The following is a 23761-nucleotide window of genomic DNA, read 5'->3' as shown; positions in this document are numbered from 1 at the left end:
GTGCCGCTGTGAAATAAGGGCGCTGTGAAATAAGGGCGCTGTGAAGTATGAGATGCCGTGAAATAAGGGCGCTGTGAAATAAGGGCGCCGTGAAGTAGGGATGCTGTGGAGTAGGGCCCTGCGAGGTAGGGGCGCCGTCGAACGGGGCACTCGAAGTAACGCTGCCGTCGAACAGGGGCGCCGTCGAGCAGGGGCGCCGTCGAACGGTGCGCGAGAACAGTCGCGCGGATGCGTTACGGCGCCAGCACGCAGGGCAGCCGCGGTGTAGAGGTTCGCCGCGGCCGTTGCGGCGCCCCGATGCCGGGGCGCCGCCGGCTGCGGCGAACGGGTTCCGGGTCGCTCAGGCGACCGGGGTGCGTGCGACGAGCAGGATCGACTGCCCGAACGGCACGCGCACGTTCTTCTCGATCGTCTTCGTGACGGGCACGACGTAGCGGTCGTACATCGACACCAGCTTCGGGTTCGGCGATCCCGTGCCGCCCTTGCGGACCGCGGCCCACCAGGCGAACGCACCCAGGAAGTTGACTGGCTTGGCCACCTCGGGCGACAGCCCGGCGCGCCGCGCGGCGGCGGTCAGCGTGCGCGGGGTGTAGCGGCGGTAGTGGCCGACCAGGCGGTCGAACTCGCCGTACAACTGCTGGTATCCGGGCACGAACATGATGACCTTGCCGCCCGGCGTCACCGACTTGGACAGGCTGCGCAGCGCCCCGGCGTCGTCCTCGATGTGTTCGAGCACGTTGATCGCCAGCAGCGTCTCGACCGGGTCGGTGAGACGGCCGTTGCCGTCGCCGTCGAACTGCTGCACCTCGACGTCGTTGCGGTCGGCGAAGCGTGACTTCATCTGCTGCACGGCTTCCGGGTCGACGTCGGTGACGACGTAGCGCTCGGCGTCGTGATAGCCCGAGACGAACTCGCCGTCGCCTGCGCCGATCTCGAGCACGGAGCGTCCGGCGTACGGCCGGATCAGTTCGCGCTGGTACTCGAGGTAATTGGGCTTGGCGTTGTCGCCTTCGAGGCTGCGGCCCGTCGCCGCGGCGAAGGCGCCGTGGCCCTCCTGGGCCGACCCATCCTGTTCAGCGGCCTGCAGTGTCACACGTTCCCCTTCCGGTTTGCCGGACCCCGGGGGTGGGTTTGTGCTGGTGTTGGAGGTGGAGCGCCGCCAGGAGCGGCGTGCTCGTGCACCCTCAGCGCAGCCGACCCCAGTGCCTGGGCTTGCTTGTCCGTTGCCACTTCGGGTTCCCCACGGTAGGGCATTTTAGTTATCGAACATCACCCAGGTTGATATGTATATGTTATGAATACCTTAACACTTCCCATTGTGGTCGATGACACAGCGCACAGCTTGTGCAGGAGGTGAAGGCGTGTGACTTATGCATGCAGTTATGCATAACGAGGCGGGCGGTCCTGGACATTCCGCACCGGTCGACGGAACGGCACGAAACCGTCACTCTTCGGGCTGCACATCGGGTGGTGTGGACAGGCACGGCGAACGGGCGCGGTGATGCGAACGGGCACTGCGACCGGGCACTGCGACCGGGCACTGCGAACGGGCACTGCGAACGGACTGTGAAGGGGGCGTGACCGGGCGCAGTGGACGGTGGTGCCGGGTCGAGGGGTTGGAACCGGCTTCGGCGCACGGTGAACGGGCCCGTCCTGCCGGAGTGCTGTGTCGGGTGGCGCTGTGTGGTCGGGTGGCGCTGTGTGCCGGGGTGTCGTGCTTGAGCGTTGTGGCGGAGTCCTGTGTCCGAGTCTTGTGACCGGGCGCCGTCTTGTGCCAGGGCTCAGTCTTGTGCCAGGGCGCAGTCTTGCGACCGCCACTGTGTTCCCGGACGCCGTTGTGTTCCCGGAGGCCGTTGTGTTCCCGGGGCGTGACTGCGTTCCCGGGACGTGGGTGTCGAGGCTGTCATGGGGCGGAGCGGGGCTTCCGTGAAGCCGGGCTCGTCTCACGGGTCGGGGGTGCCGGGACGCCGGTCACGGGGCGCAGGTCCGCGGTCGTGTGGCCGGGCCTGCGGGAGGTTCGGGTTCGGGGGTGCGGGGAGCGCGGGTCGATCGGGGCGAGTTGGGCGGGTGTCGGGCGATGCCGGGGGACCACCGCCCGACACCCGCCGGTGTCACGCCGCCTGTGGCGTGGAATCCGCACGCCGGCGACGTGCGAGCTCACGGCGTTCCTCCTGGGTGAGGCCGCCGAAGACGCCGTAGTCGAGACCGTTCTCCAGTGCGTAGGAGAGGCAGCGGTCACGGACGGGGCAGCGCGCGCAGACCGCCTTGGCCTGCGCGGCCTGCTGGGAGCCAGGGCCCATGTCGGATACGGGGAAGAACAGTTCCGGGTCCTCGTCGCGGCAGGCGGCGTTGTGCACCCACTCGAGGCCCTGCGGTCGGTCGAACGTTTCCATGGTGCGGGCGCCCTCCTTTCGCGGCGCGGTTCGGGGTAGGGGTCGAACTCGAATCGTGTGTTCGCCGATTCGTGTCGGCCACCGGTGCGTGTCCGTGACGGCCGCCGCCGGGGCCACCGGAGATTGCCGCGGTTCGCGATCGGGGCACGCGACTGCCCGCGGGCCGTTTTCCGGCGTGGTCGGGGATGAATGCACGAGAACGGGCGAACATCTCGTCCAACGGCTGCGGGGACGAACTTTGTTCCACGTTCAACGTCTTCTCCGGAGCGATGTCCGTCACGTGCCGCGTGCGCCACATTCGCTTCCTGCGTTCGTGCGCCGGGTGCATTTCCGGAACGGGCGCACTCGCGGCCCCGGCGGTGGCCGGTGGTGGCGCATACTGAGCGATGTGGACTGGGTACTGCACGTCGATCTCGATCAGTTCATTGCTGCTGTGGAGATCGCGCGTCATCCGGAGTTGCAGGGCGAACCCGTCGTCGTCGGCGGCAAGGGCGACCCTGCACAGCGCGGTGTCGTAGCGACGGCGTCGTACGAGGCGCGCGCGTTCGGCGTGCACTCCGGAATGCCGTTGCGCACGGCACAGCGGAAATGTCCCGATGCGATATTCCTGCCCTCCGACTCGCCGGCCTACGAAGAGGTCTCGGAACGCGTCATGGCGGCATTGCGGGAACTGCCGGTCGTCGTGGAGGTGGCCGGCTGGGACGAGGCGTTTCTCGGGGCCGACACCGATGATCCCGAAGGTCTCGCGCAGCGCGTCCGCGACATTGTGAGAGAGCGCTGCGGTTTGGAGTCGTCGGTCGGGATCGGCGACAACAAACTGCGCGCGAAGACCGCGACCGGATTCGCCAAGCCGGGCGGAATCCACCGCCTCACGCAGGAGGACTGGTTGCCCGTGATGGCCCACCGGCCCCCGGACGCGCTGTGGGGTATCGGCAGCCGCACGATGGGTAAGCTCGCCGAACTCGGCATCACGACGGTCGGCGAGCTGGCCGCCGCCGATCGCGACCGGCTGGCGGCCAGGTTCGGGCCGACCATGGGCCCGTTCTTCCGCGTGCTGGCCCACGGCTGGGGTGACCGTGAGGTCACCGCCACGCCCTACGTGGCGAAGTCGCGCAGCCGGGAGACGACGTTCCAGGAGAACCTCACCGACCGCGACGCCGCCGATGCGGCCGTGCGCGAGCTCGCGCGGCGTGTCGCCGACGACGTGACCGCCGAGGGACGGCCCGTCGCGCGCGTGGCCGTGAAGGTGCGGTTCGCGCCGTTCCTGACCCGGACCCGCAGCACGACGCTTCCCGAGCCGCTCGACCCGGCTACCGAGGGCGAACGGCCGGGCGAGGAGGAGCCGCGGCGATCGGAGGCGGAGTCACCCGAGCCGCGGGAGTCACCCAGGTCTCCGCAGCCGGAACAGCCTCCGGGACCGGAGTCGCTGGGGGAACCGGAGCCGCCGGGGGTGCCCGAGCTGCGTGCGAAGCCGGAGCGCACCACGGTCGGTGACGAGCTCGAACGCGCCGCGCTGGCCGTGCTGGACCGGTTCGAGTTCGACCGTCCGGTGCGGCTGCTGGGGGTCCGTGCCGAGTTCGTCGAGCCCCCTGCGGCCGGCCGCGAGGAATGAGCTGAGTCACATCTCGGCCGCCGTGACGGCTCTGGGCCCGGTGGGTTCCCCGGAATGTCCGACCGTGCGGATATCCTGCAGTACGGTGCCTTCCCGCCGGGTTCGGTGAACCGGCCCGGTGCCGACGACCCGCACGAGGCGGCCTGCCCGTGGGTGCGCGGAAGCCGCCATCGCATCACGAGACCGGGAGAGACGACCCTGTGACTGCTTCGGCCGAGACCCTGTACGGGGCCGACGATCTGACCCACCTCGAGGGACTGGAAGCGGTACGGAAGCGGCCCGGCATGTACATCGGGTCCACCGACAGCCGCGGCGTGAACCACCTGTTCGCCGAGATCGTCGACAACTGCACCGACGAAGGCGTGGCGGGCCATGCCGACCGCGTCGTCGTCACGCTGCACGCCGACGGCAGTGTCGAGGTGGACGACAACGGCCGCGGCATCCCCACCGACAACCACGCCAAGTCGGGGATCTCGGGCGTCGAGCTGGTGCTGACCCGGCTGCACGCCGGCGGCAAGTTCGGCGGCTCCGGTTACAAGGCTTCGGGTGGTCTCCACGGGGTGGGCGCCTCGGCGGTCAACGCCCTGTCGCTGCGGTTCGACGTCCAGGTGCGACGGGCGGGCAAGGTCCACGAGATGTCCTTCGCGCGCGGCGTCGCGGGCGTGTTCGACGGCGCGGGCCCGAAGGCGAAGTTCACGCCGCAGTCGGGGTTGCGCGTCGCGCGGAAGATGAAGCGCGGTGAGGCCACCGGCACGACGATCCGCTACTGGTACGACGCGCGGTACTTCGAACAGGGAGCCGCGCTCGACGTCGAGCACGTGCGCACCAAGCTGCAGCACACCGCGTTCCTCGTGCCCGGTGTCACCTACGTGCTGCGGACGGCCACCGACGGTGAGGTCGGCACGATCGAGGAAGAGACGTTCCACTACCCGAACGGTCTCGTCGACATGGTCGAGTACCTCGCGCCGACCGGCGACCGCGCGGTGTCCGGAACGATCACGATCGCCGGCGAGGGCACCTACAAGGAGAACGCCGCCGACGAGAACGGCGTCATGCAATCCAATGTGGAGCGCCACGCCGAGGTGGACGTGGCGCTGCGCTGGGGGACCGGCTACGAGCGAACCATCGAGTGCTTCACCAACACCATCCGCAACGTGCACGGCGGTACGCACCGGAAGGGCTTCGACCGGGCGCTGACGAAGTCGCTGCAGGAGGCGATCTCGCGTACCCGGGGGCTGCTCAAGCCGAAGGAGGACCCGCCCACCCTCGACGACATCACCGAGGGCATGACCGCCGTGGTCCACGTGCGCATCCCCGAGCCGCAGTTCACGTCGCAGACCAAGGACGAACTGTCGACCGCGGGCATCACCAAGGTGGTCCAGGGCATCGTGGACAAGGAGATCCGCGCCTGGACCGACAACCGCAGGACCAAGTCCGAGGCCAAGACGGTGCTGCAGAAGATCGTCGACGCCTCCCGGGTACGGATAGCCCAGAAGCAGCAGAAGGACGCCGCGCGGCGCAAGACGGCGCTCGAGGGTGCCGCCATGCCGCCCAAGCTGGTCGACTGCCGTGCGACGGGCATCGCGCGCAGCGAGCTGTTCCTCGTGGAGGGCGACAGCGCCCTCGGCAGTGCTCGCAGCGCCCGCGTGTCCGAATACCAGGCGTTGCTGCCGTTGCGAGGGAAGATCCTCAACGTGCAGAAGGCCGGTCTCGGCGATGCGCTGAAGAACGCCGAGATCTCGAACATCGTGCAGGTCCTCGGTGCGGGAACCGGGCGGACGTTCGACATGTCGGCGATGCGCTACGGCCGCGTGATCATCATGGCGGACGCGGATGTGGACGGTTCGCACATCCGCACCCTGCTGATCACGCTGTTCGCCCGCTACATGCGGCCCGTCGTCGACGAGGGCAGGCTCTACGCCGCGATGCCGCCGCTGCACAAGGTCGTCACCAAGGGCAAGAGCGAGGAGACGCACTACACCTTCACCGAGCGGGAGATGCAGGAGAAGGTGGCGGAACTCGAGGCGAAGGGCAAGACGATCAAGAAGCCCGTGCCCCGCTTCAAGGGCCTCGGGGAGATGGACGCCGACGAGCTGTGGGATACGACGATGAACCCCGCGACCCGCGCCGTCCGCCGCATCACCCTCGACGACGCCGAGGCCGCCGAGGCGGCGCTCGAACTGCTCATGGGCGAAAAGGTCGAACCGCGCCGCAACTGGCTCGTCTCGTCGTCCGAACGCGTCGACCAGGCCGCGATCGACATCTGACGGCGCCGCCGCGCCCGTACCCGCAGCCAGTATCCCAGCGCCCGATATCCCAGCACCGATATCCCAGCGCCAGCGCACGAACTAGGAGCCGGACACCACGATGGCACGCCGTAAGAATCCGACCACCCGCGTCGATCCGGCCGCGTTCGACCAGGCCGGCGCCCAGGTCTACGACAACTCGCTGACCGCCGAGATCGAGGATTCGTACCTGGAGTACGCCTACTCGGTCATCCATTCCAGGGCCCTGCCCGACGCACGCGACGGTCTGAAGCCGGTACACCGCCGGATCCTGTTCTCGATGAACGAGAACGGTTACCGGCCCAGCCACGCGTACGTGAAGTCCTCGCGTGTGGTCGGCGACGTGATGGGCCGGTACCACCCGCACGGCGACGTCGCGATCTACGACGCGATGGTGCGCCTGGCGCAGGACTTCTCGATGAACGTTCCGCTGGTCGACGGGCACGGTAACTTCGGAAGCCCGGACGACGGACCGGCCGCGTCGCGATACACCGAGGCCCGCATGTCGCCCGAGGCGATGCTGCTCGTCGGCGAGCTGGGCGAAGAGACGGTCGACATGCGGCCGAACTACGACGGCGAACTGCTCGAACCGTCCGTGCTGCCGGCGTCGTTCCCGAATCTGCTCGTCAACGGCACGTCCGGCATCGCGGTCGGCATGGCGACGAACATGATCCCGCACAATCTCAGCGAGGTCATCGACGCCGCCCGCTGGCTGATCAACCACCCGAACGCCTCGCTCGACAAGCTGATGGAGTTCGTGCCGGGGCCCGACCTGCCCACCGGCGGGCAGGTGCTCGGCCTGGACCAGGTGCGCAAGGCCTACGAGACGGGCCGCGGCGTCGTGCGGATGCGCGCGACCGTGGAGACCGGCCCGGTCGAGGGCAGCAGGCGGCAGGGCATCACCGTCACGGAGCTGCCGTACGGCGTCGGCCCGGAGAAGGTCATCGAGCGCATCACCGACGAGGTCAACAAGACCAAGCGGCTCACCGGAATCGCCGACGTCAAGGACCTCACCGATCGCGAGAACGGCACGCGGCTGGTCATCGAGTGCAAGGTCGGCGTCAACCCGCAGGCCCTGCTCGCCGACCTGTACCGGCTGACCCCGCTGGAGCAGTCGTTCGGCATCAACAACCTCGTGCTCGTCGACGGCAAGCCGCAGACGCTCGGCCTCAAACCGCTGCTCGAGGTGTTCCTGCAGCACCGCTACGACGTCGTCACACGCCGCACGCGCTACCGCAGGCGCAAGCGGGAAGAACGGCTGCATCTGGTCGAAGGTCTGCTGAAGGCGCTCGTCGACATCGACAAGGTGATCAGGCTCATCCGGCAGAGCGAGAACGCGCAGGCCGCCAAGGAGGGCCTGATGAAGCGGTTCGAGCTCACCGAGATCCAGGCCACGTACATTTTGGACACTCCGCTGCGGCGGCTCACCAAGTACGACAAGCTCGACCTGGAGCAGGAGGACGCGAAGCTGCGCGAGGAGATCGCGGAGCTGTCGAAGATCCTGGACGACGACAAGGAACTCAAGAAGGTCGTCTCGGCCGAGCTGGCGAAGATCGCCAAGGACTTCCCGACCGAACGGCGCAGCGCGCTGATCGACGGTGACCTCAAGGAGGTGCTGGCCGCGTCCAAGCCGGCCGGGCCGCTGGAGGTCGCCGACGACCCGTGTCACGTGGTGCTGTCGGCCACCGGGCTCGTCGCCCGTACCGCGGCCGAATCGGAGGAGGCGCAGGAAAGCCGTCGCCGCAACGGCCGCGTCAAACACGACGCGGTGCAGGCGGTCGCCGCCACCACCGCTCGTGGCCAGGTGATTCTGGTGACGAGCGCGGGGCGGGCGTTCAAGGTGGACGTGCTGCCGCTGCCCGTGCTGCCGGAGCAGAGCGGCACGGTGTCGCTGCGCGGCGGCATGTCGGCGAAGGAGCTCGTGCCGTTGGCGAAGGGGGAGCGGATCGTCGGGCTCGCGCCGGTCGGTGATCACGTCGGTGACTCGCCCGGGTTGGCGCTCGGCACGAAGGCGGGCGTGGTCAAGGTGTGCGCACCCGACTGGCCCGTGCGGTCGGAGGAGTTCGAGGTCATCAACCTCAAGGAAGACGACGAGGTCGTCGGCGCCGCGTGGCTGGCCGACGGCGAGGAGGAGCTGGCGTTCGTGACGTCGGCGGCGTCGCTGCTGCGGTACTCGGCCTCGCTGGTGCGGCCGCAGGGGTTGAAGAGCGGCGGCATGGCGGGCGTGAAGCTGTCCGGGGATGCCGAGGTGGTGTTCTTCGGCGCGGTGCGCACGGACGACGACGATCACGGCGAACCACTGGTCGTCACGACCACGGGCGAGACCGTCAAGGTGACACCCTTCGCCGAGTACCCGGCCAAGGGCCGGGCGACGGCGGGGGTGCGTGCGCACCGGCTGCTCAAGGGCGAGGACGCGGTCCGCGTGGCGTGGATCGGACCGAGGCCCGCGGGCAGCTCACGGAAGGGCGACGCGGTGGAACTGCCCGAGGTCGACGACCGCCGCGACGGTTCCGGCGCCGCGCACCCCGGACCGGAGGTCATCGGTCACCGCATCGAACGCGACTGACCCGGGGCCGCAGGAGGCGTCGTCGCGGGGAGGGATACGAGGTCGAGACACCGGCGTTGCGCCGGCTGCTGGACGAGCGTTCCGACGAGCGCATGGTCTCCAGCACGCTGCTGGCGGTCGAGACCAGGCGAGCGGCGATCCGTCAGGGTGGGGTGCCGTGCCTCGCGCAGATCTCGCCTTGGAGAGGGTGGGGCTTCCGGTCACATCGCCCGGCTGAGCGCCGAACACGCGCGGTCTCGAACTCAGCCGGGCCAGGCCGAGAGGGTGCGGTCGCTCTCGAATCGGCGGCGCTCGCCGGTGAGCGGGTCGGTGAACTCGAGGACCTTCGCGAGCAGCTGCAGCGGGTTGCGGAAGTCGTCGAGCGCGGTCTCGTAGGTCACGGGGTAGAACGAGTCGCCCACGATGGGCACGCCGAGTGAGGCCAGGTGCACCCGCAGCTGGTGCGTGCGGCCCGTTGCAGGCACGAGCCGGTAGCGTCCCAGGCCGTCGCGGGCCTCGACGAGTTCGACGTAGGTCTCCGCGTTCGGCTCGCCCGGCACCTCCTCGGCGGTGACGACCTCACGGCGCTTGACGATCCGGCTGCGCACCGTGCGCGGCAGCGCGAGCTGCGGGTCGTGCGGGGCGATCGCCTCGTACTCCTTGTGGACGGTGCGGTCGCGGAAAAGGTTCTGGTACGGGCCGCGCAGTTCGCGCCGCACGGTGAACATCAGCAGCCCGGCGGTCACCCGGTCGAGCCGGTGTACGGGGCTCAATTCGGGCAGGCCGAGCTCGTCGCGCAAGCGCACCAGCGCGGTCTGCATGACGTGTTTGCCGCGGGGGATCGTCGCGAGGAAGTGCGGCTTGTCGGCCACGACGAGGTCGTCGTCGCGGTGGACGATGCCGATGTCGAACGGCACCGGAACCTCGTCGGGCAGGTCGCGGTGGAACCACACGAAATCGCCGGGGACGTACGGGGTGTCCTCGGTGACCGGGCCGGCGGTCGTGACGAACCTGCCCGCGGCGAGCATGTCGTCGATGTAGGCGGGCTCCAGTCGGTGCAGGCGCTGCACCAGGTGGTCGCGCACGGTCGCCCACGTCCCGTCGACGGGCAGCCGCAGCCGCGCGGCGTCGAGTCCGTTGCGTTGCGGCAGCGGTGAGACGGGACGTTTCATGTCTCCAGGGTACCGGCGGCGTAGGGTGCCGATCGTGGAACGGATCAGCGATGCCGGGCCGCCCAGTGGTTGGCGGCGGGCACTGGCGCGGGCACCGATCGTGCTGTACCGGCGGGGATTCGGCGGGCTGTTGGGCCGACGGCTCATGTACCTGGTCCACACCGGCAGGCGGAGCGGGCGTCGGCGTGAGGTGGTGCTCGAGGTCGTGACCCGCGACGCCGGTTCGATCACGGCGTGCTCGGGATTCGGGACGAAAGCCGCCTGGTATCGCAACGTCCTCGAGAACCCGTCAGTAAAAATCCAAAATGGACGGTTGTACACCTCGGCTACGGCGGTTCCGCTGGACGTCCACACGGGCGTCGAGCTGATGTCCGAGTACGCGGGCAAGTATCCGAAGCTCGCTACCCGGCTGGCGCGCGTCATGGGCTATCGCGTCGACGGCGGCGACGACGACTTCCGCGCGCTCGGCCGCGAGGTCAGGTTCGTCCGCTTCGACCACACCGCCTGACGGGGCCGTCGCAGGCGGCTCGTCGAGCACCACCCGCGGTGGTCTCGGGTGAGCCTGCTCGTAGCGGCGGCCGCCACGCGTCGCCGGTCTGAAGGGCCACGTGGAACGCCCGGCACGTCCGCCGAGAGGCGGCGTGCCGGGCGTTCTCCTCGTCCGGGGTCCGCAGGCGAGGGGGAGGTGCGCGGTCCCCGGGGGCTGTCGGCCCTCGTTCCCTCGTCTGAGAGCACGATACGACCGCGAACCCCGCCGGGCCATCGGCTGTGCGGACGATGTCGTACCCGCGAGTGTCCGAGCCCGCCGTCCGCCCTCGTCGCCGCGGTTCCCGCCGTGGTTCCTGCCCCGACCCGGTGCGGGCGGAGGGATTAGCGCCGCCCGGCGACGGGTAGTCGGCGCAGGACGCGGACGAGACGACCGAGGGGGTTCGCCATGCTGAGTCGTCGTGAACGTGAGGAACTCGAGCGCATCGGCGGCAAGCTGCAAGACGACGATCCCGAGCTGGCGCGCGCGTTCGGCCGTGGCGGGCCGCCGCGCCGTTGGGCGGGTGGCCGGGTGCTGCGCCGCGGCCTCGACATGTTCGCGGGCGTGCTGATCGTGCTCGGCCTGGTGACGCTGAACTTCGGCCTGGTGCTGCTGGCGGCGATCGTGCTGGTCGTCGCGGCTTTCGCGCACGTGCAGGGCTGGGGCGGCGCGACGAACCCGGCGGACCAGGATGACGATGAGGCCTAGCCTCGCCCTGGTACCCGGCCGCGCCGGGCGTAGCCGGTGAATCCGGCTACGCCTGCCAGGTCTCGCCGGTGATGCGCTCGTAGGCCTCGACGTAACGGGCGCGGGTCGCGGCGACGACGTCGGCGGGAACCTCCGGCCCCGGCGGGGTCTTGTCCCAACCCGTCGAGGTCGCCCAGTCGCGCACGAACTGCTTGTCGAACGCGTGCTGCGGCTGCCCGGGCCGCCACTCGTCGGCGGGCCAGAATCGGGACGAATCCGACGTCAGGACCTCGTCGCCGAGCGTCAGCACACCGTCGGCGTCCCAGCCGAACTCGACCTTGGTGTCGGCGACGATGATGCCCTGTTCGGCCGCGTGCTCGGCACCCGCGCGGTACAGCCCCAGGGTCAGTTCGCGCAGCCGCTCCGCCGTGTCGCCGCCTTCCTGCGCGACGACGTCGTCGAACGTGATCGCCTCGTCGTGGCCCGCGTCGGCCTTCGTCGTCGGCGTGAAGATCGGCTCCGGCAGCTTGCTGCCCTCGACGAGCCCGTCCGGCAGCGACACCCCCGATACGGTGCCCCGCTCGCGGTACTCCTTCAGACCCGACCCGGACAGGTATCCGCGGGCGATGCACTCGACCTTGACCATCGTCAGCGGCTTGCACCGCAGCGCGCGGCCCGCGAACTCGTCCGGGACGGCCGTCGCCGACAGCACATGGTTCGGTACCAGATCCGCGAACCGCTCGAACCACCAGCGCGACAGCTGGGTCAGCAGCGCACCCTTGTCGGGGATCGGGGTCGGCAGCGTCACGTCGTAGACCGAGATCCGGTCGGAGGCGACCAGCAGGATGTCGCCGTCGTCGTCGTACAGATCCCTGACTTTGCCCGCGTGGATGTGCTTCACGCGCCTCATCGTACGGCCGGGTTGTTGCGGCGCCCCGTGGGTAGCCCCGTGACGGCCGACAGGAGTCGAAGACGGGAGACGTGATGGCGGAAACGGTCGGTGACCAGGTGTTGCGGCGGCTGCGGGAGTGGGACGTCGAGCAGGTGTTCGGCTACCCCGGTGACGGGATCAACGGCATCGTGGCCGCGTTCGGCGAGGCAGGCAACCGGCCGCGGTTCGTGCAGTCGCGCCACGAGGAGATGTCCGCCTTCGCGGCCGTCGGCTACGCCAAGTTCAGTGGCAACGTGGGCGTGTGCCTGGCCACGTCCGGGCCCGGTGCCATCCACCTGCTCAACGGGCTCTACGACGCCAAGCTCGACCACGTGCCGGTCGTCGCGATCGTCGGGCAGACGGCGCGGACCGCGATGGGTGGCAGCTACCAGCAGGAGGTGGATCTGCAGGCGCTGCTGGCGGACGTCGCGTCGGCCTACCTGGTGGAGGTCAACACCGCGGAACAGCTGCCGAACGCGCTCGACCGCGCCTTGCGCACCGCATGGGGCCAGCGCACCGTCACGGCTGTCATCATGCCGAACGACCTGCAGGAACAGACCTACAGCCCGCCGCAGCACGAGTTCAAACACGTGCCGTCGGCACCGCCGAGCACCCCGCGATCCGTCGTCCTGCCCCCGGAGGACGAGATCGCCCGCGCCGCCGAGGTCCTCAACTCCGGTGAGCGGGTGGCGATCCTCGTCGGCCAGGGCGCGCGCAACGCCGCGCACGAGGTGAGCCAGGTGGCCGAACTGACGGGCGCAGGCGTGGCGAAAGCGCTGCTCGGTAAGGACGTGCTCTCCGACGAACTGCCGTACGTCACCGGATCGATCGGACTGCTCGGGACGCGGCCGACCTACGAGCTGATGCGTGACTGCGACACGCTGCTGATCGTCGGTTCGAACATGCCCTACAGCCAGTTCCTGCCCGAGTTCGGCCAGGCAAGGGCCGTGCAGATCGACGTGGACGCCGGTGTGCTCGGGATGCGCTACCCGACCGAGGTGAACCTCGCAGGCGAGGCGAAGGCCACCCTGCGGGCGCTGCTGCCGCAGCTGCGGCGCAAGAACGCGGCGTCGTGGCGTTCCGGTATCGAATCGAGCGTGTCCGAGTGGTGGGACACCATGCGGCAGCAGGCCATGCTGAGCGCCGAACCGGTGAACCCGCAGCGCGTGGTGCACGAGCTGTCGGTGCGCCTGCCCGAGGACGCGATCATCACGGCCGACTCGGGATCGTCGACCAACTGGTTCGCGCGCAACCTGCGCATCCGCGGGCGGATGCGGGCGTCGCTGTCCGGCACGCTCGCCACGATGGGTGCGGGCGTGCCGTACGCGATCGGGGCGAAGTTCGCCCACCCGGACCGGCCCGTCGTCGCACTCGTCGGCGACGGCGCCATGCAGATGAACGGCCTCGCGGAACTGCTGACCATCGCGCGGTACCGCGAGCTGTGGGACGACCAGCGGCTCGTCGTCTGCGTGTTCCACAACGACGATCTGAACCAGGTCACGTGGGAACTGCGGGCGATGGGCGGAGCCCCGAAATTCGAGGAGTCGCAGACCCTGCCGGACATGTCGTACGCGGCGTTCGCGGCCGCGCTCGGGTTCGACACCGTCTCCGTGGACGATCCGGAGCAGCTCGGCCCGGCCTGGGAGCGGGTGCTCGGCGGCCGAGGCCCTGCGCTGCTCGACGTGCGGTGCGATCCCGAAGTGCCGCCGATCCCACCGCACGCCACGCTCGAACAGATGACCTCGACCGCCGAGGCACTCGCCAAGGGCGATCCCAACACGTGGCACGTCCTGATGCAGGGTGCGAAGACGAAACTGCAGGAGTTCCTCCCCGGCCGCTGACCGCATGTCCTGCACTCAGGCACGCGTGTCCTGCACTCGGCACCGCGTGTTCTGCACCCGGGCACGCGTGTTCTGCGCCCAGGCGTCGCCCGGCCACCACCCCTCAGGGACGCCCTACCGCGCGACTGCATTTTCGCGCGTGTTCTGCACCCCGGGCGACCGACGCGACCGTGCGGCGTCGGTCGCCCGGCGGTGCTCACAGGTCGGTGCCGGCCTCGACCATCTGCATGGACCCGGTGATGTACCTGCCCGTGTCGGACACCAGGTGCAGCACCTGGTCGGTGACGTCCTCCGGTTGCAGTGCGACGACGGGCAGCGCGTTGAGGTCCTGGGCCGCCGCCTCGAAGTCGGCACGCGTCGGATTCTCGACATCGGGTGCGAACAACCGATACAGCGACTCGTGCAGGATCATGTCCGTCGCGACGGCAGTGGGATGCACGGTGTTGACGCGGATGTTGTGCGGCGCCAGCTCCTTGGCCATGACCTTCATCAACATGATCAGCCCGGCTTTGGACGAGGCGTAGTGTGCCGTGTTCGCGTTGGCCTGGACGCCGGCGACCGAACTCGTGATGACTACGGCCCCGCCGCGGCCGGCGTCGATGATGTGCGGCACCGACGCCTTGAGCGTCTTCCACACACCCGTCAGGTTGATGTCGATCGTGTCCTGCCATGCCTCGTCGGTCATCTCGAGGGACGGCCCGTGACCGAAGATCCCGGCATTGGCCAGGACGATGTCGAGCCGGCCGAACCGGTCGACTCCGGCGTCGACCGCGGCGGCGAGTGCCTGCGAATCACGGACGTCGGCGTCCCGCGCGACGATCCGCCGCCCGGTTCGTTCGACGAGCCGCACCGTCTCGTCGAGATCGTCCGCCGTGGCGAGGGAGTAGGGGATGCTGTCGACCTTTTTCGTCGTGTCGATCGCGATGATGTCGGCGCCTTCCTCGGCGAGGGCCACCGCGTGGCTTCGGCCCTGACCGCGTGCTGCACCGGTGATGAACGCGACCTTGTCGTCGAACCTGCCCATGGTCATCTCCGTGTCGTCGTTGACTCCGGTGGCGCCCTGGACGGGACGTTATGGCACGGGGTGCCGAAGGTCCAGGGTCGGGCGTCGACAACAGCCATACGGTGCAGTCGGTCGGTGCGCTGCGGAGATGCGGCCGTACGGAGTAACGGGACGGTCCGGCGTCAGTCTCGTCACCGGATTCCGTGCCCCGGCGCCGGGGCACGCACACGGCACCCGGAGTCCGCAACACGGGCCCCGGAGTCCGCAACCTCGGGTCAGCCGATCGTGAACTCCCTCGTCACGCCGGTGATCGGCGAGATACGGCCGAGGGCGTTCTTGGCATCCCCGCGGTAGCGGATCCGGTAGGTGCCTGCCGCATCCGCCGGCGGCTCCCACGTGATCGTGACCTGGGACGCCGACAGGCCACGGCGTTTCCAGTGCAGCCTGGTCGACCAGTCGCCGTCGTCGGCGACCGTCCGCCACGCGTGGCCGTCCCAGCGCTGCACCTCGAGGTACGTTCCCCCGCGGTGCAGGTCGTTGCTCGGGTGGGCACCGGCGAACGCCGCCGACACCTGCTCGCCCGAGGAGTAGACCTCGGCGGGCTGGCTCAGTACGTCGCCGAATCGTTTCCCGACCGGCGGCGTGTCGAGCACGACGCCGGGCTGAAGCCGGAACTGTTTGCCCGACAGATCCTCGGGTTTGTCGCCGGAGGGCACCTCGCGGCCGTCGCGCATCGCCGTCGCGAGGCCGTGCGCTGTCTGCTGCATCGCGGGCAGCTGCCACCTGCCGAACAGGGTGCTGCCGCCCTCGTAGTGCTGGACGTCGTACTCCTCCGGCGTGGTCAGGTAGTGGAAGTAGGAGTTGGCGTAGCCCGCGACGAGCACGTTCCGCAGATCCGCACCCACGGCCTCGGCGACCGTCCGCCGCAGCCGCAGGCCCGCCGTGATGGTGACCTCGCCCGGCACACCGATGAGGTACAGCTCGCCGACGCGTACCAGCTGCACCGGCACGATCTCCTGCACCCACGGGTAGACCTTGTTCATCGCACCGACCGGGGCGAACACGCCCTTCGGTGCCTGGCATTCCTTCAGCTCCGGCGACGCGCGGTAGAGCACGGAGTCGGAAACCCTGTCCCACAGCGGATTCTCCCCCTCGTCGAATCCGGGGAAGGCCGGACCGTCCTCCACGCTGCCCGCCGCCATGGCCGCGCCGACCGCCGGTGAGCAGGTGCGATGTGTCCGGCCGTCACCGGTGAACTCGGGTCGAACCTCCACATCGGACAGGTTGATGTGGACGAGCCGCGAATCGACCCCGCCCGCGAGGTTCGCGCCCTTCGCGGTCAGCTGCCGCTTCGCGGCACGGTACTGCTTCTCGCCGTTGGCGGTCGTGCGGCCGAAGTCCTCGGGCGTGGTCGGCGGGGTCAGGTCGAGATTGGGCGTCAGATCACCCGCGTTGGTCTGGGCGAACGCCGAGACGAACTCCGGTGCCGGCTCGCCGCGGTAGTCGACGTCGGTGTCCTGCCGTTCCCAGCGGTAGGCGGCGTAGCCCTTGTTGTCGGAACTGACGAGACGGTTGTCGCCCGACATGCTCGTCGCGTGGACCGGGAACCAGTTGATCGCCCCGACGGGTCTGCCGTCGCGTTCGATCCGCAGCAACGAGGTCTGCGGATCGACGGCGTCGGGGAAATGGGCCTTGTCGCCGTCGGGGTTGCGGTCGAACGCCGTACGGGAACGGTTGGCGCTCGCGTCGGTGAGCTCGTCGTGGGTGAGCGTCAGTGACGCGGGTGCGAGGTCGGCATGGGCACGCTCGGCCGATTCGACGATCCCGGACGTGACCGCCTCGAACGTCTTCCGGTGGAATCCCAGGGTGGTGAGGTTGTACAGCAGGTGGTGCGAATGGCCGCCGGGGGCGGCGTGCGAGTGCGTGGCGGTCAGCATGACGTTGCGCTCGGTGTAGGTGTCGCCGTAGCGCTCCGCCAGCCTGCGCAGCACTTCCTGGCGCACGCTGTTGAAGATCATCGGCGCGTCGACCACGATCAGCAGTACGCGCTCGTTCGTCTCCCGGTCGGCGATGACGAACGCACGCGAGCGCTGCCGGTTGTGCAGGCCGGCCGCCTGCTGGTCGATGCGGCCGTAGCCCATCAGGCCGACTTCGGCGATCTCGCCCGTCGCGTCGGCGACGCCGCGTCCCACGAGATACGGCTCGGCTGCGTGCACGGCATCCTCTCCCTCGGGCGACCTCGCACCGGCGGGCGCGGTGAGTAGCGACGCGCCGAGGAGCAACGTCGTGACCAGGACCAACGCGCGTTTCGGCATTCGTTCCACCCACCCACCGACAAAACATGAATGAGTTTCGAATTTTCGGGGTTGGGGTGCCGCGGCGCAAGGGTGCAGTCGACGAGAACCGGCCACGACCGGGTGAGAATCGGCCGGCATCACCCGAGTGGCGGCACCCGAACGGCGTCCGGGACCGCATTCGTGGCAGTCCGGTGCGCTGCAGGTTCGGAACAGTTGAGCCTCGAGGTTCGTGGCACTCGAGGGTCGAGAGACGCTGAGCCTCGAGAGACGTCGAGGATCGAGAGACACTGAGGATCGCGGAACAACGAGACTCAAGAAGTGTCGAGCCTCGAGGAACGCCGAGCCTCGAGGAGTGTCGGAGGTTCGAGGTGTTCGAGTCTCGGCGTCCGAGATCCGGTGGCCGGTTCGGTTACGCTACGCCGTGGCCGAACGGGTCACGTCTCAGTGCCGATGGAGATGGTCCAACAGCAGTGCGGTCAGCTGTTCCGGGGCCTCCTCGGGTACCCAGTGTGTGACGTCCTCGAGCATCTGGAACTCGTACGGCCCGCTGACCCACTGTTCGGTCGCCAGAGCCGCCGTCGAGCCGAACGCGACATCCTCGGTACTCCAGACGTAGAGCGTCGGCACCGCGATCGCCTCGATCGCAGCTTTCGGACTGCCCGCCCGGTACCAGTTCAGCGCCGCCGTCAGGGCACCCGGTTCGGACAACCGCGCGAGGTAGTCGTCCACCCGGCCGCGCGGAACCTTCCACTCGAACATGCGGCGCAGCGGCTCGCCGCCGTCGGCGAGCATGCGTTTCTCGGTGTCCGAGTTCCGCCAGTCACGCATGTACTGCGAGCGCATCGCCTGGTCCTCGTCGGTGCGGAGCGCATCGCCCAGCGCGCGGGGATGCGGCGTGGACACCGCGGTGAGCGAGCGCAACCGGTCGGGGTGGCGGTCGGCGGTCCACCACGCGACGGCGCCGCCCCAGTCGTGGCCCACCAGGTCGAACCGTGACCAGCCGAGCGCGCCGGCCATCGCGACGACGTCATCGACCAGGTGGTCCATCTCGTAGTCGGCGACGTCGGCCGGTCGCACGCCGGGCGAGTAACCGCGCTGGTCGGGCGCCACGGCGCGATATCCCTCGTCGCCGAGACGCGCGACCTGGTGTTCCCATTCCACGGCGGCTTCGGGGAATCCGTGCAGCAGCAACACCGGACGGCCGTCGTGCGGGCCCGCGGCGATCGCGTCGAAGTCGCCTGCGGACGTGGGGATGCTGAGGTGCTCGATCACGCTCGCACGGTAGCGGACACCACCGACATCGCGATCACTCCATCGCGGCGGGCTCGCGCACGGTCCGCCGACCGGACCGGACGCACGGTTCACACGCCCCAGTCGGGGCGGAGCGGCATCGACGCGTCGCCGTGCTCGCCGACCGCCACGCCCAGCACCTGTTGCAGCTCCAGCCGGTGCCGTTCGAACGACAGGCGCGAGGCGGCCATGTACAGCGCCCACACCCGGGCGCGCTGCACACCGGACTCGGCGACCGCCTCGTCCCAGTGGGCGTCGAGGTTGCGGCACCACGCGGCGAGGGTGCGGCCGTAGTGCTCCCGCAGATTCTCGGCGTGGCGCACCTCGAACCCGTTGTCCTGCATCTCCGACACGATCGTGCCGACGCCCTCGAGTTCGCCGTCGGGGAAGACGTAGCGGTCGATGAACGGCCCCGTGCGATGGGAGTCGTAGGTGTGGGGCCGCACGATGCAGTGGTTGAGCAATCTTCCGCCGGGGCGCAGTTTCGACCGCAGGAACCGGAAGTACGACGGCAGTGCCCGCGCGCCGATGTGCTCGGTCAGCCCGATCGACGACACCGCGTCGAAGCCGCTCTCGGCGACGTCGCGATAGTCCAGGTGCCGCACCTCGGCACGGCCGGCCAGGCCCCGTGCGGCGAGGTCCCGCTGTGCCCACTCGGCCTGCTGCCGCGACAGCGTCACCCCGAGTGCGGTCACGCCGTAGTGCTCGACGGCGTGGGCGACCATGCCGCCCCAGCCGCAGCCGACGTCGAGCAACCGCATTCCCGGCCGCAGCCCGAGTTTGCGGCACACGAGGTCGAACTTGTGGAACTGCGCCTCCTCCAGCGTCGAGGCCGGATCGGGGTAACAGGCGCAGGTGTAGGCCATCGACGGGCCGAGCACCAGTTCGTAGAACCGATTGGACACGTCGTAGTGCCGCGCGATCGCCTCGCTGTCGCGCGTCTTCGAATGCCGCAGCCCGTGCAGCACGCGCCGCGGCCGTGACGGTGCCTCCTCGACCGGGATCGGCACCGGCCGCAGCAGCTCGCGTGCGTACCCGGTCAGTGCCCGTGCGAGCCACGCCTTGTCGGCCATACTCGGCGACACGTCGTCGATCGCCCGCAGCACCGCGTACACATCGCCGGCCACGTCGAGTCTGCCCGTGACGTACGCGCGCGCCAGCCCCAGCTCGTTCGGAGCGGTCAGCACGTAGCTCAGCGCCCCGGGAGTGCGGATGTGGATGCGCGGCGCCGCATCCGGATCACCGACCACGGTGCCGTCGTAGGCGGTCACCGTCACCGGCGGGTCGTCGCCGAGCAGCCGCGTCAACAGCGCGCTCAGCGGCGGTCTGCCACCGGCGCCGGACGCGCCGCCGTGGTGCCGCGGACGCGCGGACGTGGGCGTCGCCGAGAGGGGACGTGTCGCCGCCATGGTGTCATCACCTCGCTTGCACGCACTTCGCGTAGAGGTCGAGCAGTCGCCCACCGGGGTCGTACCGCTGCTTGACGGCCCGATACGCCGGTCCGTTGTAGAGCTGCCAGAACGTGTCGGGGTCGTAGAAACTCTCCGAGTACAGCGACTTGCGCCCGCCGAGTGCCGTGACGACCTCTTCGATACGCCGGTTGTGGGTGCTCTGCGATTCGCCGGGCGCGAGCGGGACCGTGCCCCAGAACCCGAAGTTGACGTACAGCTCGTCGGGGTCCAGTTCGTACAGCGGCCAGCGCCGGGAGTCCCGCTGGCGAAGCGGGCAGATCCAGATCGGACTGATCGGGATCTCCCGGTGCAGGAAGGAGAGGAACTTCCCGGCCCTGCCAATCGGCACCTCGACGTCCTGCATCACCGATTCGCGTTCCGGCCTGCCGAGCAGACGCGAGGCGCGAGCGAGCCAGCCGTGCCTGCGCTCGGCGTCGACCACCTTCCAGTACACATCGGACCGAAGCAGCCGAGGGCCGGCGAGCAGCCGCACGAGCCGGTTCTGTGCGCCCAGCGCGCGGGAGCACCAGAACCAGTCGGTGTCCCAGCGCCACAGGTAGTCACGCACCGGCAGGTGGTCGACGGGGCGTTCGCGGATCGAGCGGTAGTAGATATCGAGCCACGTGTAGTCGCTGACCCGGTCCGGTTCGCCCTCCAGTGACCCGAGCGTCAGATACAGCTCGCCGGGCGCGAAGACGGTGCCGTCGACGAAGTCCGCCTCGTGCTCACGGCAGGCGCGGGCGAGGCGGTCGAAGAACCGGCCGGAATCGGAGAAGCGGACGTGGTCGAGCCGGACGTAGGGGCGCACCGGTGCCAGCTCGATACGCAGCCGGAGCGCGTAGCCGAGCGTGCCGTAGGAGTTCGGGAACGCGAAGAACAGATCGCTGTGCTCGCCGTCGGGAGTGGCGGTGACGATGTCGCCGTCCCCGGTCAGGATGTCCATCTCCAGCACCGACTCGTGGGGCATTCCGGCGCGGAACGACGACGATTCGATTCCCAGGCCCGTGACCGCGCCCCCGAGTGTGATCGTCTTCAGCTGCGGCACCACGAGAGGCATCAGGCCGTGCGGCAGCGTGGCGTCGACGAGCTGCTCGTAGGTGACCATGCCTTCGACCTCGGCAGTCCGTGCCACCGGGTCGACCGACAGCACATGGTCGAACGACGACACGTCGAGCCCCGCATCCGCCGGAGTGCGCGGGCGGAAGAGGTTCGACGTGCGTTTGGCCAGCCGCACCGGTGCGTCCGGGGGCAGCGCCGCCAGGTCTTCGCGCAGAGCTGTCACACGCCGGGAGTACCCGCTGTGAGCGGACTGCTCGGCGTTTCCGGACCCGGTCGGATCGGCGGCACCGCTGGAGCGCATACCCCGATCATGGCCCCGAACGTCGTGGCCTGCCAGTTCGAGTCATGCACTCGGAGGAACGAGGGAGGCCACCGCGACACACGAAACTCGGGTCACGGGCCGCGCGTCGGTGGGCGTGGCCGTGCAGGACACGCGGTGCTGAGTGCAGAACACGGCGGCGCGAGTGCAGGACACGCGGTGCTGGGTGCAGGACACGCGCGTCGGTGGGGTGGCGCGTGCTCGGGCGCGGCCGGTCAGGCGGGCTTGCGGGCCACGCCGCCGATCACCCGCGACTCCGACGGCACGCGCGCGAACAGGGTGTCCTCGCCGGGGCGCCACGCGGGCGCGTAGACCAGGCCCGGGTCGACGAGTTCGAAGTCGCCGAAGAACCGGGCGAACTCGTCCGACGTGCGCAACTGCCCGGGATTCGTCGTGTTCTCGTAGTAGTCGACGAGGTCGTCGAGGGCCTTGCGCTCGGATTCGCTCGCCGGGTTCTCGTTGGTCATCTGCGACAGCACGAGCAGCGATCCGGGAGGGAGCTGGTTGCGGTAGAACTCGAGCAGTCGGTCGGGGTTCGCCTCGTCCTTGAGGAAGTGCAGCACGGCGTTGACCAGCATCACGACGGGTTCGTCGCGGTCGATCAGGCCGGTGGCCATGACGCGCGACCACAGTTCGTCGGGCTTCATCACGTCGGCGGCGATCGCGACGTGCCGGTCGGTGTCGGCGGTGTCGGCCAACAGCATCTCCGAATGGGTCAGCGCGATCGGCTCGTTGTCGGTGTACACGACGCGGGTGTCGCACTGCGGCCGCGCCTCGTCGGCGACCTCGTGGACGTTGCCCACGGTCGGCAGACCCGAACCCAGGTCGACGAACTGGCGCATGCCCGCCTCGGCGGCGCACCAGCGGACCGTGCGGCCGAGGAACTGCCTGCTGGTGCGGCAGTACTCGCCGAGCTGCGGGATGCGCTCCCGTGCCTTCTCGGCGAAGGCGCGGTCGATGGCGTAGTTCGTCTCGCCGCCGATGAAGTAGTCGTAGATCCGGGCCGCGGACGGCTTGTCCAGGCTCTCGTTGATCGCGCGCAACGCGTCGTCGGGTTCTGCGCTCACTGTGCCTCCACGCTCACTGTCTCCACGTTCACTGTGTCTCCACGTTCAGTGCGTTGCCTCCACGCTCACCGTGCTCCACCGCCGTGTCACCACGTCGCGCCGGGTGTCCGGGACGGACGGCACTTCCCTCGCGAGGGTGATCGTCGCATCCGCCGCAACTACTCGTGTCACCCGACAGGGCCACACCGCGCTGCACCGCGTCGGTCCGCTCTGCTAGTGTGCTGCGGAAGCGATGCCCGGCAGCGCGCGTCACGGGGACGCGCGCAGTGGTGCCGGGGTGATGCCCCGGGGTGATGCCTTGGTGGCGCCCGGGCAGCAGGGCAGCAGGGCAGCAGGGCAACTGGGCTGCAGAGCTGCTGGGCTGCAGGGCATGGGCAGAAGGAATTTGGGGGCCGGATGATCCGCCGTGACCGGGAATTGCTCGTCCACCTCTCCGCGGTGAACACGCGGCTCGGCGAGGCGGTCGTCGAGCTGTGTACCCACCAGGACGGTGGCGAACTGCCCGCCGAGGGGCTGCGTGCACTCGGCGACAACCTGCAGCACGTGGCCACACGCCTGCTCACCCGCGCCGCGGAACTCGAAGGGGCCGCTGCGACAGCGGCACTGGATCAGGACCCGTGACCCGACCAGGTGCGCACGGCCGAGGCCAGGTGGTCGGCCCACGCCTCGAGGAGTCGCAGCCCGTCGGCGGCCGAGGCGCCCGCAGGGTCGCCGAGCACACCGTTCGCGCTCACCGCGCCGACGCCGCCCTCCCGCAGCGCGTCCAGCAGTTCCGGCAGCGGTGCGGTGGCACCGGCCGCCGCGACGTGGAGGCGCACGTCGTCCGGCCGCAGGTGCAGCATCGCCGACGTCTCGGTGCGGCCAGCGTGGCTGTCGTCGGCCGGTCCCGACGGTGCCCACGCGAGGACGTGCCGTCCCTCCTCACGCAACAGCCGCACCGCCGCCCGCAGCGCCTCGGTGTTGCCGCCGTGGCCGTTGACGAACACGACGCCGCGGAACCCGTCGGCCGAGCGGCCCAGCTCGACGAGCAGGTGCTCGAGTGCCGGCGTGCCGATCGACAGCGTGCCGGGAAACCCCGCGTGCTCGCCGCTCGCGCCGTAGGGCACCGCCGGCGCGACGACGACGTCCGGTACCCGTGCGGCGAGCCTGCGGGCCAGGTCCGCGGCGATGGTCGTGTCGGTGTCCAGCGGTAGGTGCGGCCCGTGCTGTTCGGTCGCGCCGAGGGGTACGGCCAGTACCGACTCGCCGACCTCGGGCCAGGCCGACCGGCCCAGTTCGGCGCC

Annotated in this window: 17 protein-coding genes and 1 pseudogene; 7 read left to right on the top strand and 11 right to left on the bottom strand. The window is 69.6% G+C overall.

Features of this window, described 5'->3' with window-relative positions:
• Positions 1–340: 340 nt before the first annotated feature.
• A complete protein-coding gene (locus FB384_RS02450) occupies positions 341–1093 on the bottom strand; it encodes a class I SAM-dependent methyltransferase (protein ID WP_258937326.1) in 753 nt (250 codons plus the stop codon).
• 1018 nt (positions 1094–2111) lie between these two features.
• On the bottom strand, positions 2112–2393 hold the full coding sequence (locus FB384_RS02445) for a WhiB family transcriptional regulator (RefSeq protein WP_183778766.1): 282 nt from the start codon (positions 2391–2393) through the stop codon (positions 2112–2114).
• A gap of 379 nt (positions 2394–2772) precedes the next feature.
• Here FB384_RS02445 and FB384_RS26445 point away from each other — a divergent pair.
• The 3 genes and pseudogenes from FB384_RS26445 to FB384_RS02430 all read left to right on the top strand — a co-directional run.
• Positions 2773–3708: pseudogene (locus FB384_RS26445) on the top strand (DNA polymerase IV); the annotation flags it as partial.
• A 497-nt stretch (positions 3709–4205) separates the two neighbouring features.
• Entirely contained in the window at positions 4206–6272 is a 2067-nt protein-coding gene (locus tag FB384_RS02435; RefSeq protein ID WP_183778762.1) for a DNA gyrase/topoisomerase IV subunit B, read from the top strand.
• A 100-nt stretch (positions 6273–6372) separates the two neighbouring features.
• A complete protein-coding gene (locus FB384_RS02430) occupies positions 6373–8856 on the top strand; it encodes a DNA gyrase/topoisomerase IV subunit A (protein ID WP_183778760.1) in 2484 nt (827 codons plus the stop codon).
• Positions 8857–9098: 242 nt separating this feature from the next.
• Here FB384_RS02430 and FB384_RS02425 read toward each other — a convergent pair whose 3' ends face one another.
• On the bottom strand, positions 9099–10007 hold the full coding sequence (locus FB384_RS02425) for an RluA family pseudouridine synthase (RefSeq protein WP_183778758.1): 909 nt from the start codon (positions 10005–10007) through the stop codon (positions 9099–9101).
• Positions 10008–10041: 34 nt separating this feature from the next.
• On the opposite strand from FB384_RS02425, the gene FB384_RS02420 reads away from it, so the two are divergent.
• Together FB384_RS02420 and FB384_RS02415 are read left to right on the top strand one after the other, a co-directional pair.
• Positions 10042–10515, top strand: a complete 474-nt coding sequence (locus FB384_RS02420; RefSeq protein ID WP_323985099.1) for a nitroreductase family deazaflavin-dependent oxidoreductase — start codon at positions 10042–10044, stop codon at positions 10513–10515.
• 426 nt (positions 10516–10941) lie between these two features.
• On the top strand, positions 10942–11241 hold the full coding sequence (locus FB384_RS02415; RefSeq protein WP_183778752.1) for a DUF3040 domain-containing protein: 300 nt from the start codon (positions 10942–10944) through the stop codon (positions 11239–11241).
• 46 nt (positions 11242–11287) lie between these two features.
• Here FB384_RS02415 and FB384_RS02410 read toward each other — a convergent pair whose 3' ends face one another.
• Positions 11288–12130 (bottom strand): phosphoribosylaminoimidazolesuccinocarboxamide synthase, encoded by an 843-nt coding sequence (locus tag FB384_RS02410; protein WP_183778750.1) that lies wholly within the window; start codon positions 12128–12130, stop codon positions 11288–11290.
• Positions 12131–12204: 74 nt separating this feature from the next.
• On the opposite strand from FB384_RS02410, the gene FB384_RS02405 reads away from it, so the two are divergent.
• Positions 12205–13992, top strand: coding sequence for a thiamine pyrophosphate-requiring protein (locus FB384_RS02405; RefSeq protein ID WP_183778748.1), 1788 nt, complete (start codon positions 12205–12207; stop codon positions 13990–13992).
• 196 nt (positions 13993–14188) lie between these two features.
• Here FB384_RS02405 and FB384_RS02400 read toward each other — a convergent pair whose 3' ends face one another.
• The 6 genes from FB384_RS02400 to FB384_RS02375 all read right to left on the bottom strand — a co-directional run bounded on the left by FB384_RS02400 (position 14189) and on the right by FB384_RS02375 (position 22478).
• On the bottom strand, positions 14189–15016 hold the full coding sequence (locus FB384_RS02400; protein ID WP_183778746.1) for a mycofactocin-coupled SDR family oxidoreductase: 828 nt from the start codon (positions 15014–15016) through the stop codon (positions 14189–14191).
• A gap of 254 nt (positions 15017–15270) precedes the next feature.
• Positions 15271–17310 carry a neutral/alkaline ceramidase gene (locus FB384_RS02395; RefSeq protein ID WP_183778744.1) on the bottom strand — a complete coding sequence of 680 codons (2040 nt, stop codon included), beginning with the start codon at positions 17308–17310 and terminating at the stop codon, positions 15271–15273.
• A gap of 423 nt (positions 17311–17733) precedes the next feature.
• Positions 17734–18564, bottom strand: a complete 831-nt coding sequence (locus FB384_RS02390) for an alpha/beta fold hydrolase (protein ID WP_183778742.1) — start codon at positions 18562–18564, stop codon at positions 17734–17736.
• A gap of 89 nt (positions 18565–18653) precedes the next feature.
• Entirely contained in the window at positions 18654–19991 is a 1338-nt protein-coding gene (locus tag FB384_RS02385; protein WP_183778740.1) for an SAM-dependent methyltransferase, read from the bottom strand.
• Positions 19992–19998: 7 nt separating this feature from the next.
• A complete protein-coding gene (locus FB384_RS02380; RefSeq protein WP_183778739.1) occupies positions 19999–21393 on the bottom strand; it encodes an FAD-binding oxidoreductase in 1395 nt (464 codons plus the stop codon).
• Between the two features lie 233 nt (positions 21394–21626).
• A complete protein-coding gene (locus FB384_RS02375) occupies positions 21627–22478 on the bottom strand; it encodes an SAM-dependent methyltransferase (RefSeq protein WP_323985098.1) in 852 nt (283 codons plus the stop codon).
• Between the two features lie 396 nt (positions 22479–22874).
• On the opposite strand from FB384_RS02375, the gene FB384_RS02370 reads away from it, so the two are divergent.
• Positions 22875–23099 carry a hypothetical protein gene (locus tag FB384_RS02370; protein ID WP_183778737.1) on the top strand — a complete coding sequence of 75 codons (225 nt, stop codon included), beginning with the start codon at positions 22875–22877 and terminating at the stop codon, positions 23097–23099.
• Here FB384_RS02370 and mftE read toward each other — a convergent pair.
• Positions 23087–23752, bottom strand: a complete 666-nt coding sequence (mftE, locus tag FB384_RS02365) for a mycofactocin biosynthesis peptidyl-dipeptidase MftE (protein ID WP_228726127.1) — start codon at positions 23750–23752, stop codon at positions 23087–23089. The two genes, FB384_RS02370 and mftE, sit on opposite strands and share 13 nt — an antisense overlap.
• Positions 23753–23761: the final 9 nt, after the last annotated feature.

The organism is Prauserella sediminis (assembly GCF_014195435.1).
Lineage (GTDB): Bacteria > Actinomycetota > Actinomycetes > Mycobacteriales > Pseudonocardiaceae > Prauserella > Prauserella salsuginis.
The sequence above is the reverse complement of the archived record's forward strand: the minus strand, read 5'-3'. Positions and strand labels throughout refer to the sequence as shown.